This is a genomic window from Kitasatospora sp. NPDC029367 (genome assembly GCF_055569135.1).
This window is the reverse complement of sequence record NZ_JBVHYH010000040.1, coordinates 1-13371: the sequence shown is the minus strand read 5'-3', so window position 1 is coordinate 13371 and position 13371 is coordinate 1. Positions and strand designations below refer to the sequence as shown.

The window sequence follows — 13371 nt, the reverse complement described above, 5'->3', positions numbered from 1 at the left end:
TCCTTGGCCGATGCCCAAGGAACCGGATGTCCTCGACCTGAGGCTCCTCCACCCACCGCCCGAGGACCGCCATCTGGAGGTCCGGCCGATCGTCAACGGTCGGGACCTCCTGGCGGAGGCGTCCCCCCAGGTCGTCGGCGGCCCCCGGTACGCGGGGGTCGGTCCCCGCCGACTGCTGGGCCCGGACGGGCCGTTGCACGCCACGGCGGTGCCCCACGAGGTCCGGCTCGCCTGGGGCGGCTGCGGCTACGAACGGTGCTGCGGCGCGCTGTACGTGACGGTCCGGCGCGACGGGGACCAGGTCGTCTGGACGGGCTGGCGCGACCCGGCCTTCCCGGACTTCGGCCTGCCGGAACTGCGCTTCGACGCGGGGCCGTACGAGACCGAGGTGCGGCGGGCCGAGGCGGACCGCGGCTGGGAGACGGTGACCGGAGCGGTCGCGCGGCTGCTCGAAGCGCGGCTCAGGGGCCGCGCGGACTGGCTGCTCAGGTGGGACTGCGAGGTGGACGCCGTCTGGTCCCACCGGGAGAATCCCGATCGGATCCACCTCGTCCTGCTGCACCCCCGCGACCGGTACGAAACGGACCTGCCCTGGGTCCAGTTCGGCATCACCCTCCCGGTCTCCGCCGACGACCCGTCGGCCCAGGCCGAGCAGTTGGAGGCCCGGCTGACCGCGGCCGACCCGCGCGCCACCGCCCAGGTCTGGGGCGGTTCGCACCACGCCGAGCAACTGGGCTACCCGTGGCCGCCGGTGGATCCGGATTTCGGCTGAACTGGCAGGGGAGCGGCAGGCGGCGCGGGGCACGCCCGTGGGCCGCTCACGGCAGCCGGTGCACCGGGGAAGTCCGGCGGACGTGCACGAGCACGTCGAAGGCCTCGGCCAGCGAGTCCACGGCCAGGTGCTCGACGGCGTCGCGTTCCGGGGTGTAGATGCCGCTGATCACCCGGGCCTTGGCCGGGCCGTCCCACTCGCGGCGGACGTCCTCCCGGCGCAGGTCCAGCCAGCGGGCGGGCAGGCCGGGCTCGCCGAGCTTCGCGTCGACCAGGTCCGCGGCCGGGGCGGGGGCGACGGCGGTGCCGAGGTCGCCGTGGTGGAAGCCGATCGCCACGGAGACGTACCCGGCGCCGTAGCGCTTGCGGAGCAGGCTGCCGGCGGTGGCCTGCGGGCCGCGCTCGGCTGCGACGCCGAGCGTCGCTTCGGTTGCCGCGGTGTGCGCGATGCCGTCCCAGTAGACGGTGCGCAGGCCGGTGCGCTGCTGGAAACCGGCGATGGTCCCCGCCCACAGTTCGGCCTCGCCCGCGTAGTTGCCGCGCCCGGCGACGCTGTGCTCGTGGAAGTCCACGATCAGCCGCACCCTGGCGACGGCGTCACCGGCACCGGCACCGGCACCGGTGCCGGCTCCGGCCAGGGACTCGACCAACGCCCTTGCGTCGCGGGCGTGTTCGGCGAACGGCCGACCGGGGTGGATGCCCCGCGCCCGCTGCACGTGCTCGTCGATCCGGTGGGCCGTACGGATCGGCTCCAGGTGGGCCGCCAGTGCCGCGAGCCGCTCCGGCGCCACCGTGCGGACGTACGCCAGGACGGCGTCGTAGTCGGCCTCCCCGGCCTGGACCGGCTTCACGCCGAGGATCCGGACCGGGTCGTCCGGGTGGTCACGGTTGAAGTCCCGGATCCACTCCAGGGCGCCGGCCATCTCCTCGGTGCGCCCCGGCCGCCAGGCCCCGGCCAGGGCGTCCGCCGCCGAGCCGGCGCCGCCGCGCACGTACGCGTCGAGGGCCTGGCCGACTCCCGCGCTGTCCTGGACGGCCAGGGCGCGGAAGCCGTGGTCCCGGACGAGCCGGCGGAAGAGCTGCTCCCGCACCCCGAAGGTCTCCCGGGAGAAGCGGGTGGACTCGCCGAGGCCGACCACCGCCGCCCCGGCGGCCAGCCGCCCGGCGAGCGCGTCGAGTTCGGTGGCGGGCAGCGGCAGGGGCAGGGGCATGGTGTCGGCGTGGGGCGGGGTGTCGGCGTGCTGGCGGGGAGCTGCGGTGTCGTTCGGCATGTCGATCAGTCTCGACCCTCAAGCTGACTTGAGGTCAAGGGTCGGCCGGGCGAGGGTGGTGTCGAGCCAGTCGAAGGTGATCTGCTGGAAGCGCGCCATGGCGCCCATGTGGCAGTGCTCGCCCGCGCCTTCGGACTCGGGGAGGGTGATCAGGGTGTGCGGGCAGGTGAGGGCGGCCGCGACCCGCTGGGCCTCGCCGCGGAAGAACTGGTCGTCCTCGGCGTCGAGGACGAGCGTGGGGCAGGCGATGAGCGGGGCGACGCCTTCGAGGGTGTAGGCGGCGGTCCGGCGGATGTAGTCCGAGGCGGAGGCGGCGCCGAAGGTCCACACACCGTTGCGCAGGGCCCAGCGCAACTGGGTGCTCACCTGCATCATCAGGCTCAACACCGGGTCGGCGAGGTCGTCGCGCCCGCTCTGGACCCAGTCCCGGAGGAACGGCGGCATGACCCGGGTGTGGGCGTCGTGGTAGTCGTACAGGCCGTCGTCCAGGACGAGGGCGGCCAGTCGGTGCTCGTGGGCGGCGGCGCGGGCGGTGAGGTACCCGCCGAGGCTGTAGCCGAACAGGGCGATCCGGTCGGGGGCGATCTCCGGGCGGGTGAGGGCGTAGTCGACCACCGGGGTGACCACGGCCTCCCAGTCGGGCCGGAAGGTGAGTCCCTGCTCGCGCAGTACGGCGCCCTGGCCGGGGCCGTCGTAGGCCAGCACGTTGTAGCCGCGGCGCAGCGCGGCCGCGCCGATGACGAAGTAGGCCTCCTCCAGGGTGGAGTCGAAGCCGCTGGTGAAGACGACGGTCGGGCGGGGGAGGCTGGACCCGTCCTCCAGGACTCGGTGACCGAGGCCATTGCCGAGGCGTTCTTCGAGGAGCTCGCCGCGGTCGGCTACGCCCGGCTCTCCCTGGAGGCGGTGGCCAAGCGCGCCGGCGCGGGCAAGGCGGCCATCTACCGCCGCTGGGCCTCCAAACTGGAGATGACCGTCGACCTGGTCTCCGCCTTCGCCGTGGCCGACACCGGACCGGCCGACACCGGAACCCTGCGCGGCGACGTCCTGGCCTTCGTCACCGAGGTCGCCGACGCGCTCAACCAGCGGCTGCCCGCGCGGATCATCCCCGACCTGCTCGCCGAGGCCGGCCGCACCCCCGAACTGGCCGAGGCCCTGCTCACCAACGTCCGCGACGCGCGCCGCAGCAGGGCCGCCCAGCTCCTGGAGCGGGCGGTCGACCGCGGCGAACTCCCCGCCGACGTGGACCGCGAGATCGCCCTCGACCTCCTGGCCGGCCCGCTCTACTGGCGCCTCGCAGTCGTCCACACCCCGACCGCCCCCGACTACCTCGACCGCCTCACCGACAAACTGCTCGCGGCCTTCCGCGCCTGACGGGGCGCTGAGCGGGCCGCCTGCTGCTGATCCCGGGCCCGCAGGGACGCGCGGGCCCGGGATCAGCGGGTCAGGCTTGGACGGTCAGGGATGGACGGTCAGGGTGGGGCGGGTCAGGCCTGGACGGTCAGGGCGAACACGTGGATCGCGGGGGCGTCGGGCAGGGTGACGGAGCGGATCGTCCGCCCGGGCGTCAGCGGGACGGTGTTGGTGAAGACGCCGTAGGTGGTGCCGTAGTTGGCCGGGCCGGTGGGCGTGTTGCGGTGGTCCATGGTGAAGGCGGTCTTCGCGCCGTAGGCGTCGGTGGGGGAGCAGCACCAGTTGGGGAAGCCGAGCTGGCCGGTGCTGGTGGTGCCGTCGGTGTAGGTGACGGTGACCGTGCCGGCGGTGAACCCGGCTTCGGCGCCGAGGAAGCCCAGCGCCTTGCCCTGGCCGGTGAGGGTGATCTGCTGGCCGGCGGCGGACACGTTGTCGGCGGTGCCCGGGGCTGCGGACGGCCAGGTGAAGGTGAGGCCGTTGGCGCTGACGGTGGCGCCCGGGGTGGCGCCGGCGGCGGCCAGTGCCTGAGTCGAGTAACTGTCGCCGTTGCCGTCGAAGTTGCCGGGTGCGGGGGCGCTCTCGGAGGTGGTGCCGACGTTGTCGAACGCGGCCGCCAGCGAGGGGTAGGGCACGGTCTGCACGATCGTCCGGTCGCCGCTGACGGTGTCGACGGCGGCCGGCCGGGCCCGGTAGCTCGCGGTGGCGGTGATCGCCGTGACGGTGGTTCCGGGGGTGCCCTGCGGGCCGTGCACCGTCACGGTGGCCGAGGCCGTTCCGCCGGGTTCGACGCGGGGCAGGGCGGTGCCGGCCGGGGTGACGGTCCACCCGGCGGGGGCGGTGACCCGCAGCTGGGTGTCGTTCAGCGCGACGGCGCCGTGGTCGGCCAGGGTGATCCGGTACGTCCCTGGGGTCTGTGCCGTGCTGATGTCCTGCCAGGTGAGGGCGGTCGCGGGCGCCGCGCCGCGGGTGGCGCCGGGGTGGACCCGGTAGAGCACGGTGGCGTGCGGGGGCACGTCCGCGGAGATCACGCCGGTCGTCCCGGTGACCTGCTTGGTCACCAGGTCGTGGAGCGCGTAGCCGGTGGCGGAGGGCAGGCCGGCCCGGGCGGCGGTGGTGGTGATGGTCTGCGCGGTGTCGGAGGAGTTGAAGAGCGCGACCGCGCGGTCCCCGCCGGCCAGCGGCTTGCTGAGCACGTCGTAGCCGGTGTCGTGCTGGACGACCTGGCCCTGGACACCGAGCCGGTCCTGGTCGACGGCGATGACGTCCTCGTTGCCGAGCACGGCCAGCGCGGCGGGGGAGAGGTGGGTGAGGTCGGTGCTGGAGATCAGCGGCGCGGCCATCATCGCCCACAGCGAGGCCTGGCTCTGGATCTCGTCCTGGCTGAGCCCGGAGTCGCCGGCGAGCAGGAAGTCGGGGTCGTTCCAGCGTCCCGGTCGTTGCAGCGCGGGCAGTCCGACGTTGTAGCCGTAGTTGCCCTTGATCGAGGCCCACTTCTCGCGGCCGGGGGCCTGGCCGAGCGCGATGTCGGCTCCCTCCCGCCACAGGTTGCCGAGTTGGGCGGACCAGCGGATCACCGAGTCCCAGTTCGCCGCGCCCTGGAAGTACGCGGGGGCGGAGATCGAGAAGACGATCGGGCGGTGGGTGTTGAGCAGGGCCTTGCTCATCGCGGCGTAGGTGTCGCGGTAGCTCTGTTCCTCGGTCTCGCCCGACTTGGTGGGGACGTTGCAGCCGTCGAGTTTGACGTAGTCGACCTCCCAGGACGCGAACAGGTCGGCGTCCTGCTGCCAGTGGTCGAGGGAGCCGGGGTAGCCGCCGCAGGTGCTGGTCCCGGCGTCCTCGTAGATGCCGAACTTGAGGCCGAGCTGGTGGAGCTGGCGCCCGACGTAGGCCATTCCGTGCGGGAAGAGCTCCGGGTTGGCGACCAGGGTGCCCTTGGCGTCGCGCTGTTGGGCCATCCAGCAGTCGTCGATGGTGACGGTGTCGTAGCCCTTCTTCGCCAGTCCGGTGGTGACCAGGGCGTGGGCGTTGTCGAGGATCGTCTTCTCGTCGATCCCGCACTGGTAGTAGGACCAGTCGTTCCAGCCCATGGGCGGGGTGGGGGCGTAGTCGGGGTACTGGGCGGTGCTGCCCGGCGGTGCGGGTTCGGCGGCGGCCGCGGGGTGAGCCAGGAGCGTTCCGGTGGACGCTGCGGCGAGCGTCGTACAGCAGGCGACGGCGGCACGGAGCCACCGGGGGAGGGAAGTTGACACGCTTCGACCTCACGGAATCTCGGGGTCAGGGCATGGTGACGTGTTGCCTCGGCGGGATCAGTTGTACGGGGCGCTGCTCATTTCTGACAAGACCACGGCAGGAACAATCAGGAACAAGCAGATCTGACGGGGGTTCGGAGCAAGGGTGCGCAGCGCGATGAGCAGGTGATGAGCAGGCACTCGGCGGTGTGCCCAAGTGCGGTGTGCCCGAGTGCGGTGTGCCGAGCGAGGGGCAGGCGCACGGCGAAATGGCCGGGCCCCGTGCGGTTCCGTCGCACGGGGCCCGGCCACTTCCTGGGCGGGGGTGTCGCTAGGGCGCGTCTGACAATTCGCGTCGGATCAGCGCGCGGCGTTGGGGTGCGTGCATCGCAAGGCGGAGGAGGGAGTCCATGCGGTGGGGGCACCTCCCGGCCGAAGGCTGGGGGCCATCGGCGACTGACGACAACGCGGCGAGGTGCGCTTGTGCCCTGGGGGTACCTCCCGGCCGAAGGCTGGGGGAGCGTCGCGCGCCCGGCGGGAATTGTCAGACACGCCCTACGGCAGGGTCCAGCGCTGGTTGGCGCCGGCGTTGCAGTCCCAGATCTCCAGCCGGGTGCCGTTGGTGGTGGCGAGGGCCGGGTCGTCGAGGCAGCGGCCGGACTGGGTGCTCCGCAGGGTGCCGTCCGGCTGGGGCGTCCACTGCTGGTTGGGGCCGGCGTTGCAGTCCCAGAGCTCGACCGGGGTGCCGTTGACGGTGGCGGCGCCGGTCACGTCGAGGCACTTGCCGCCGTGGGTGAGGGTGCCGTTGGACCAGGTCCACACCTGGGCGGGGCCGCCGTTGCAGTCCCAGAGCTGGACGGCGGTGCCGTTGGCGCCGGAGTCGCCGGCGGCGTCGACGCACTTGCCGGGCAGGGCGGAGGCGATCGGGCCGGTGTGGCTGGTCGGGGTGCCGGGCGTCAGGCCGAAGCGGTCGAACTGGTCGGTCTGGTAGCCCGTCACGCCGAGGCCGGCCTGTCCGTTGGTGAAGCTGCCGTCGGTCGCGCTGCCCACCGTGACGCCGTCGATGCCGGCGGTGAGGGTGGTGCCCTGCATCGACAGCGTGACGGTGTGCCAGCTGCCGGTGCCCGGTGCGGTGGTGGTGCCGTGGGCGAGGGTGGTGAAGTGCCAGCTGGTGTCGCTCTTGTCGATGGACCAGGCGCCGGTGTCGCTGAACCGCAGGTGGTAGGCGTTGAGGCCGTTGTTGTTGCGGCCCTGCTGGTTGACCCGGCCGAGGAGTTCGACGCTGCCCGACTGCTCGAACAGGGTGTCGGCGGTGACGGTGTAGTTGGACCAGCTGCCGTCGCCCATGATCGTGTACGGCGCGTTGTACGACTCGTCGGTCCAGCGGATCGGCGAGGTCGGGGCCATCTGGCGCAGGCAGGTCCCGGTGCGGCCGCCGCCGCACGGGACGGTCTGGAAGGCGCCGTTCATGTCGGTGAAGTACTTCGGCGAGGTGGTGGTGGCCGCCTTCTCGAAGTCGTCCGCGTAGGGCAGGCCCATCGGGGCGGCGGCCGGTGCGGTGGCGGTGCCCCTGCCCTGGCCGGTGGTGGTGGTCACGGTGTAGACGTGGCCGGGCTGGAGGGTGAGGGTGTACGAGCCGCCCTGCGGGGTGACGTCCTGGGCGTGGACGAACCAGTCCGCGGGGTTGTCGGAGCCCAGGTCGGTGGACCAGACGTGGACGGTGCCGGTGGACAGGCCGCCGGCGACGGTGAAGCTCGCGGTCTGGGCCGCGGTGGCGTCCATGGTCTCGATGACCGTGCTGTAGTCGCGGTTGTTGGTGGACTTGAGCGTGACGTAGCTGCCGTTGGTGCGCGCACCGCCGAGGTAGCCGCTCGCGGAGTCGATGTAGTGCCACCCGGGGCGGGCGAACTGGGTGGTGTGCGCGGTCACCCAGGTGGTCCGGCCGATCGTGTAGTGGCCGGACCACGGCTGGTTCGCGATCGACATGCCGTCGCTGGAGAAGTACAGGTTGGGGTAGAGCGCGGCGATGACCGGCCAGTTGACGAAGGAGGTCATCCTGCCGTCGAGGTAGTCGCGGTTGATCCCGCGGGCGACCGAGGCGGCGCCGCCGTCGGCGTCCTCGGAGCCGTTCTCGCTGGCCCACAGCGGCTTGCCGAGCCCCTGTGCGGTGGGGGTGCTGGGACAGCTGGTGAAGCTGCCCAGGTAGCCGCACGGGTAGTGCACGCCGACGACGTCGACGGCGTTGCGGAACGCCGGGTCGGTGGCCATGGCGTCGGCCACCGCCCAGGTGTCGTCCGCGGCGACGACCTTGGTCGAGCCGTAGCCGTGCGAGACCAGCGCGGACTTGAGGTGCTCGTACCAGGTGGCGTCGAAGCCGCGCTCGTTCCAGCCGCCGAGGTAGGAGACGTTCAGGTGGTGCTGCGCGGCGCAGCCCATCCAGGACATCAGGTAGTCGACGGTGTCCTGGGACCAGAAGCTGCCGCCGCTGCCGGTGTTGCCGATCCAGCCGGGGGCGCCCCAGGACAGGCCGTAGAACACGATGTTCGGGTTGCGGGCCTTCGCCTGCTCGGCGAGCCACCACTCGTAGCCCTGGCCGCAGTCGACGGTGCCCTTGGTGTGTTCGATGCTCGGCTCGGCGCCGTCGGTGGAGTTGGTGTCGCCGCCGATCTCCAGTTTCAGCACCTGGAGCGAGGCGCCGTAGCCGGGCTTGAACAGGTAGTCCAGCAGTTGGCTGCGCTGCGGCTCCGGATAGTCCACCAGGAGACGGGAGTTGCCGCCGCCGCCGGAGATGGCGCCGACCCCGTCGAAGGCGAGGCCGGGCTGGGTGCCGTCGACGGTGACGGCGGTGCGGACGGCCGCTTGGGCTGCGGCGGGGGCTGCGGCGGGGGCGGTGCCGGGTGCCGCGGGGGTCGCCTCGGCGGCGGGGGGCGTGGCGAGGCCGCCGAGGGAGCCCAGCAGCAGGGCTGCGGCGCCGAGGGCGGTGCGCAGCTTCGGGGGTAGGCGTCTACGGGACATGGGCGTCTCCGGTGCTGGAAAGGTGCGGGGGAGGACCGGCGTTGGCGGGAGCATGCCGGACGCCAGGTCGGTGCGGAGCGTAGACCCGAGTTCCAACAGTAATCAACAAGAAGGGAAAAGAATCAACGTCGCAGACCGCCGGTCGCGGCCCGCCGCACACGATCGACCGCGGGCCCGGCGCCCCGGGGCGGGGCTGCGGGGCCGGCGGTGCCGCACGGTCGCCCTCTTGACGTGACCTCGCCCATGTCAGAAGCTGTTCCCGGCGCCTACCTACCGACCAGTAGGTGCCTGCGCGTGCTCCGTCGAACGCCTCTGACCAGCGCGATCAGCTGGCCTCAGCCGAGCCTGCCGATGCACCCGCGCGGTCTCGGGCCGCCGTGCGGGCGCCTTCGCACGCGCGGAACCGCCCGTCGGCCCGTCCCTTCTCGCGCCGTACGGAAACGGGTGGCATAACGAGACGGTGTCGATCGTGCTCCGGAGGTAATCGACGCTTGACTCCCGTGTGAACTGGGCGTTTCCTGTTGCCTCGTCGCGTTTGATTGCGATGTTTTCTGATTGACTCTGTTGCTTATGGTCGATCGGTCTCACACCCTCAGGAGCCCCCACCATGCACCTCACCCTCCGTGGCCGCCTGGCCTCGCTCGCCGCGCTGAGCCTGGTCACCTCGCTCGGTCTGACGGCCTGTTCCACCGGACAGACCTCCTCCTCCGGGGCCGACGCGCCGGTGGCCCCGGTGTCCGGCAAGGTCTCGATCACCTACCTGCAGAAGCAGGGTGACCAGCAGTACTTCGTGGACGAGGCGGCCGGGGCCAAGGCCAAGGCCGCCGAACTGGGCGCCGACCTCAAGGTGGTGAACCTCGGCAACGACGCCAACAAGACGGTCAGCGAGGTGCAGGCCGCGATCGCCCAGAAGAGCAACGGTCTGATCATCGTGGTGCCGGACCCGGCGGTCGGCCCGCAGGTGGTCCAGACGGCCCGGGACGCCAAGGCCGCGCTGCTCACCTCGGACGACCAGGTCTGCGCGAGCGGCCCCGCCCCGTCCCAGTGCGCCGCGGGCGACTTGGTACCCCGGATCGGCTTCTCCGGCCAGCAGATGGGTCAGCAGGTCGGCCAGCGCGCGGCCGAGGAGTTCAAGAAGGCCGGCTGGAACGCCGCCGACACCCGGATCATCTCCGCCTGGAAGCAGGACGTCACCGTCTGCGGCGACCGGGTCAAGGCCGCCAAGACCGCCTTCGACCAGGCCGTGCCCGGTGTGCAGGCCATCGACGTCGCCACCGACAACACCCCGACCGGCGCCCAGGACAAGGTGGCCGCCACCATCACCGCCAACCCGGGCGTCAAGCACTGGGTGACCTGGGGCTGCAACGACGAGAACGTCCAGGGCTCCGTCACCGCCCTGCAGAACGCCGGGATCAGCCCGGACGACATCGACGGCGTCGGCCTGGGCGCCTACCTGGCCTGCAAGGACTGGTCCGCCGGCAAGCCCTCCGGCATGAAGGCCGCCCTGTTCATCAACGGCAAGGACGTCGGCGCCCTGTCCGTGCAGACCATGTACGACAAGCTCAAGAACGGCAAGGACTTCCCCAAGGAGGCCTTCGCCCCGACCAAGATGGTCGACGCCGCCACCTGGCAGTCCGCGGGCGTGTCCTGCAGCTGACGCCGCGCCCGACACCGTGCCCGACCCCACCTCGGGCCGGTCGTGCGGCGGAGCCGCCGGGTTCCGCCGCACCGTCGCCGCCGCCACGGCCCGTCCGCACCTCCGCCCGTACCGCACCGCCAACGAGGCCCCGATGACCCCACCCGAACCCTCGCCCCTCCCACCGCCGGGCGGCTCCGCCGGCCTGAGCGCCGAAGGGGTGTCCAAACGCTTCGGCGCCGTCCAGGCGCTCACGGACGTCACGCTCTCCTTCCCACCCGGCCAGGTCACCGCGCTGATGGGCGAGAACGGCGCCGGAAAGTCCACCCTGCTGCGCATCCTGACCGGCGACCACCGACCCACCGAGGGCCGCGTCCTGCTGGACGGCCTGCCCCTGGACCTGCACTCCCCGCAGGACGCCCGCCGGGCCGGGATCCGGATCATCCCGCAGGAACCCGAGATCATCCCGCACGTCCCGGTCGCCGAGAACGTCTACGCCGGCTCGCTGCCGCGCACCGCCCTGCGCCGCCTGGACCGCGCCGAGCTGCGCCGCCGGATCACCGCCGACCTGGCCCGCCTGGGCTTCGACAAGGTGCTCGACCCGGACCTGCTCGGCTCCGAACTCACCGCGGCACAGCGCCAGTTGGTCGAGATCATGCGCGCCCTGACCGGCGCGGTCGCACCGCGGGCGATCGCCTTCGACGAGCCCACCTCCTCGCTCTCCGAGCACGAGGTCGAGGCGCTGTTCGCGCTGATCAGGAGGCTGCGCGACGAGGGCATCGCGGTCGTCTACGTCTCCCACCGGATGAAGGAGATCTTCCAACTCGCCGACCGGATCGCCGTGCTGCGCGACGGCCGCGTCGCCGGGGTGGTCCAGGCCGCCGCCACCGACGAGGGCGAGCTCGTCCGGCTCATGGTGGGCCGCGACCTGTCCTCGCTGTTCGTCCGTCAGCAGGTCGCCACCGACCGCGTCGTGCTGGACGTCGACGGCCTCACCACCGACGACGTACGCGACGTCAGCCTCCAGGTCCGGGCCGGCGAGGTCGTCGCCCTGGCCGGGCTGATTGGCGCCGGACGCTCCGAACTCGCCCTCGCGCTGGCCGGGGACGCCCCGATCCGCTCCGGCACGGTGAGCCTCAACGGCGAGGTGCTGCGGCTGCGCAGCCCGCGCGACGCCATCGCCGCCGGGATCGGACTGGCGCCCGAGGAGCGCAAGGCCCAGGCCCTGTTCCTGCACCGCACGATCCGTGACAACACCTCGCTGGTCAGCCTGCGCCGACTCAGCCGGTGGCGGTTCGTCAAGCAGCGCCAGGAGAAGGCCCTCGCCCAGGAGTACGCCGACCGGCTGCGGGTCCGCGCCCCCTCGGTCGAGGCGGAGGTGCGCACCCTTTCCGGCGGCAACCAGCAGAAGGTCGTGCTGGCCCGCTGGCTCGCCCGCCGGCCCGACCTGCTGATCCTCGACGAGCCCACCCGGGGCGTCGACATCGGCGCCAAGGCGGAGATCTACCAGATCATCGCGGACCTCGCCCGCGAGGGTACCGCCGTGCTGGTCATCTCCTCCGAACTGCCCGAGGTGCTCGGCCTCGCCGACCGGATCGTGGTGATGCAGAACGGCCGCACCACCGGCGAGCTCGGCCGGGACCAGGCGACCGAGGAGGCCGTCCTCGCCCTCGCCATGGCCGACGACCTGGGCACCGCCGCCGACCACCGTGCCGCCGACCTCGGTGCCGCCACCGACCGACCTGCCGCGTCCGACGACCGCGCCGCTGCCACCCCCGCCCAGACCGGAGAGACCCGATGACCACCGCCACGCCCCCGACCGCCCCGGCGCCGGACACCGGAGCCCTGCCCGCGCGGTCCGGCGGCCCGCGCGCCCTGCTCGCCGCGATCGGCGGTCAGAACCTCAGCCTGATCGGCGCCCTGATCGCCGTCGTCGCCCTGTTCGGCAGCCTCAATTCCAACTTCGTCGGCTGGGACAACATCCAGGTCATCGCCGAGGCCGCGACCATCTCCGGCCTGCTCGCGGTCGTCCAGACCGTCGTGATCATCTGCGGCGGCCTCGACATCTCGGTCGGCTCCCAGGCCGGACTGGCCTCCGTCACCAGCGCCATGGTCTTCACCTCCACCGGCGCCAACCCCTACCTGGGCATCGGCGCCTCGCTCGCCATCGGCGCCGGCATCGGCCTGTTCAACGGCGTCGTCATCATCTACGGCCGGGTCAACCCGACCATCGCCACCCTCGCCGGCCTCGCCGCCTACAAGGGCGTCGCCCAACTCGTCTCGGACGGCCGCGCCCAGGGCTACGTGCTCAACGACCCGGTCTTCGTCTTCCTCAGCCGGGGCAAGATCGCCGGACTACCCACCATGGTCTGGCTGCTGATCCTCACCGCCGTCGCCGTGCACGCCCTGCTGACGTACACCGACATCGGCCGCAACATCTACGCCATCGGCGGCAACGACACCGCCGCCCGGCTGGCCGGCATCAACCTCAACAAGTACCTGATCGCCGCCTACGCCCTCTCCGGCACGGTCGCCGCCCTGGCCGGCGTGCTGCTCACCGCGCGCACCGGCAGCGGCCAGCCCGTCTCGGGCAGCGAGGGGCTGGAGCTCCAGTCGATCACCGCGGCCGCGCTCGGCGGCTGCGCCCTCAAGGGCGGCAAGGGCAGCATCGGCGGGACCCTGCTGGCGGTCGCGCTGCTCGGCGCGCTCCAGAACGGGCTCACCGTGCAGGGCATCAACGCCTTCTGGCAGAACGTCGCCCAGGGCGCCCTGCTGGTGGCCGCGGTGGTGATCCAGCAGCGTCGCAACCGGGAGCGTGCGGTCGGGCTGCCGGCCTGACGTCCTTCCCACGCTCCTGCCCCTCGTAACCCCTCGTACTCCCGGGGGACGGACCGGACGGACGGTCCCACCGGTCCGTCCCCCGGGACAGGGGGGGGGGGGGGGGGGGGGCCCCCACAAAGGTGGGCTCCTTTCCACGCCCTTGCCCCCCCCTCCCCCACCACCCATTCCCTCCCCGGGGCCGAGGACCCGCGGGGGCAGA

General features: G+C 72.6%; 9 protein-coding genes. 5 read left to right on the top strand and 4 right to left on the bottom strand.

All coding sequences use genetic code 11. The annotated features are described in order from the left end of the window. Window positions 1-10 precede the first annotated feature (10 nt). A complete protein-coding gene (locus ACZ4W5_RS21685; protein ID WP_465656264.1) occupies window positions 11-772 on the top strand; it encodes a hypothetical protein in 762 nt (253 codons plus the stop codon). Between the two features lie 46 nt (window positions 773-818). On the opposite strand, the gene ACZ4W5_RS21680 is transcribed toward ACZ4W5_RS21685, so the two are convergent. Beyond that, entirely contained in the window at window positions 819-2042 is a 1224-nt protein-coding gene (locus ACZ4W5_RS21680) for an erythromycin esterase family protein (RefSeq protein WP_465656263.1), read from the bottom strand. Window positions 2043-2060: 18 nt separating this feature from the next. Next, window positions 2061-2801 (bottom strand): alpha/beta hydrolase family protein, encoded by a 741-nt coding sequence (locus ACZ4W5_RS21675; protein WP_465656333.1) that lies wholly within the window; start codon window positions 2799-2801, stop codon window positions 2061-2063. 69 nt (window positions 2802-2870) lie between these two features. On the opposite strand from ACZ4W5_RS21675, the gene ACZ4W5_RS21670 reads away from it, so the two are divergent. Beyond that, on the top strand, window positions 2871-3413 hold the full coding sequence (locus ACZ4W5_RS21670) for a TetR-like C-terminal domain-containing protein (RefSeq protein WP_465656332.1): 543 nt from the start codon (window positions 2871-2873) through the stop codon (window positions 3411-3413). 113 nt (window positions 3414-3526) lie between these two features. Here the strand turns inward: ACZ4W5_RS21670 and ACZ4W5_RS21665 are convergent, their stop codons facing one another. Together ACZ4W5_RS21665 and ACZ4W5_RS21660 are read right to left on the bottom strand one after the other, a co-directional pair. Then, window positions 3527-5701, bottom strand: coding sequence for an NEW3 domain-containing protein (locus ACZ4W5_RS21665; protein WP_465656261.1), 2175 nt, complete (start codon window positions 5699-5701; stop codon window positions 3527-3529). Between the two features lie 534 nt (window positions 5702-6235). Then, a complete protein-coding gene (locus ACZ4W5_RS21660) occupies window positions 6236-8695 on the bottom strand; it encodes a ricin-type beta-trefoil lectin domain protein (RefSeq protein WP_465656259.1) in 2460 nt (819 codons plus the stop codon). A gap of 607 nt (window positions 8696-9302) precedes the next feature. Between ACZ4W5_RS21660 and ACZ4W5_RS21655 the strand changes: the two genes are divergently transcribed. The 3 genes from ACZ4W5_RS21655 to ACZ4W5_RS21645 all read left to right on the top strand — a co-directional run bounded on the left by ACZ4W5_RS21655 (window position 9303) and on the right by ACZ4W5_RS21645 (window position 13169). Next, window positions 9303-10352, top strand: a complete 1050-nt coding sequence (locus tag ACZ4W5_RS21655; protein WP_360235793.1) for a substrate-binding domain-containing protein — start codon at window positions 9303-9305, stop codon at window positions 10350-10352. Window positions 10353-10485: 133 nt separating this feature from the next. Then, window positions 10486-12132, top strand: a complete 1647-nt coding sequence (locus tag ACZ4W5_RS21650) for a sugar ABC transporter ATP-binding protein (RefSeq protein WP_465656257.1) — start codon at window positions 10486-10488, stop codon at window positions 12130-12132. Then, entirely contained in the window at window positions 12129-13169 is a 1041-nt protein-coding gene (locus tag ACZ4W5_RS21645) for an ABC transporter permease (RefSeq protein WP_360235799.1), read from the top strand. Before ACZ4W5_RS21650 ends, ACZ4W5_RS21645 begins: the two co-directional genes overlap by 4 nt. Window positions 13170-13371: the final 202 nt, after the last annotated feature.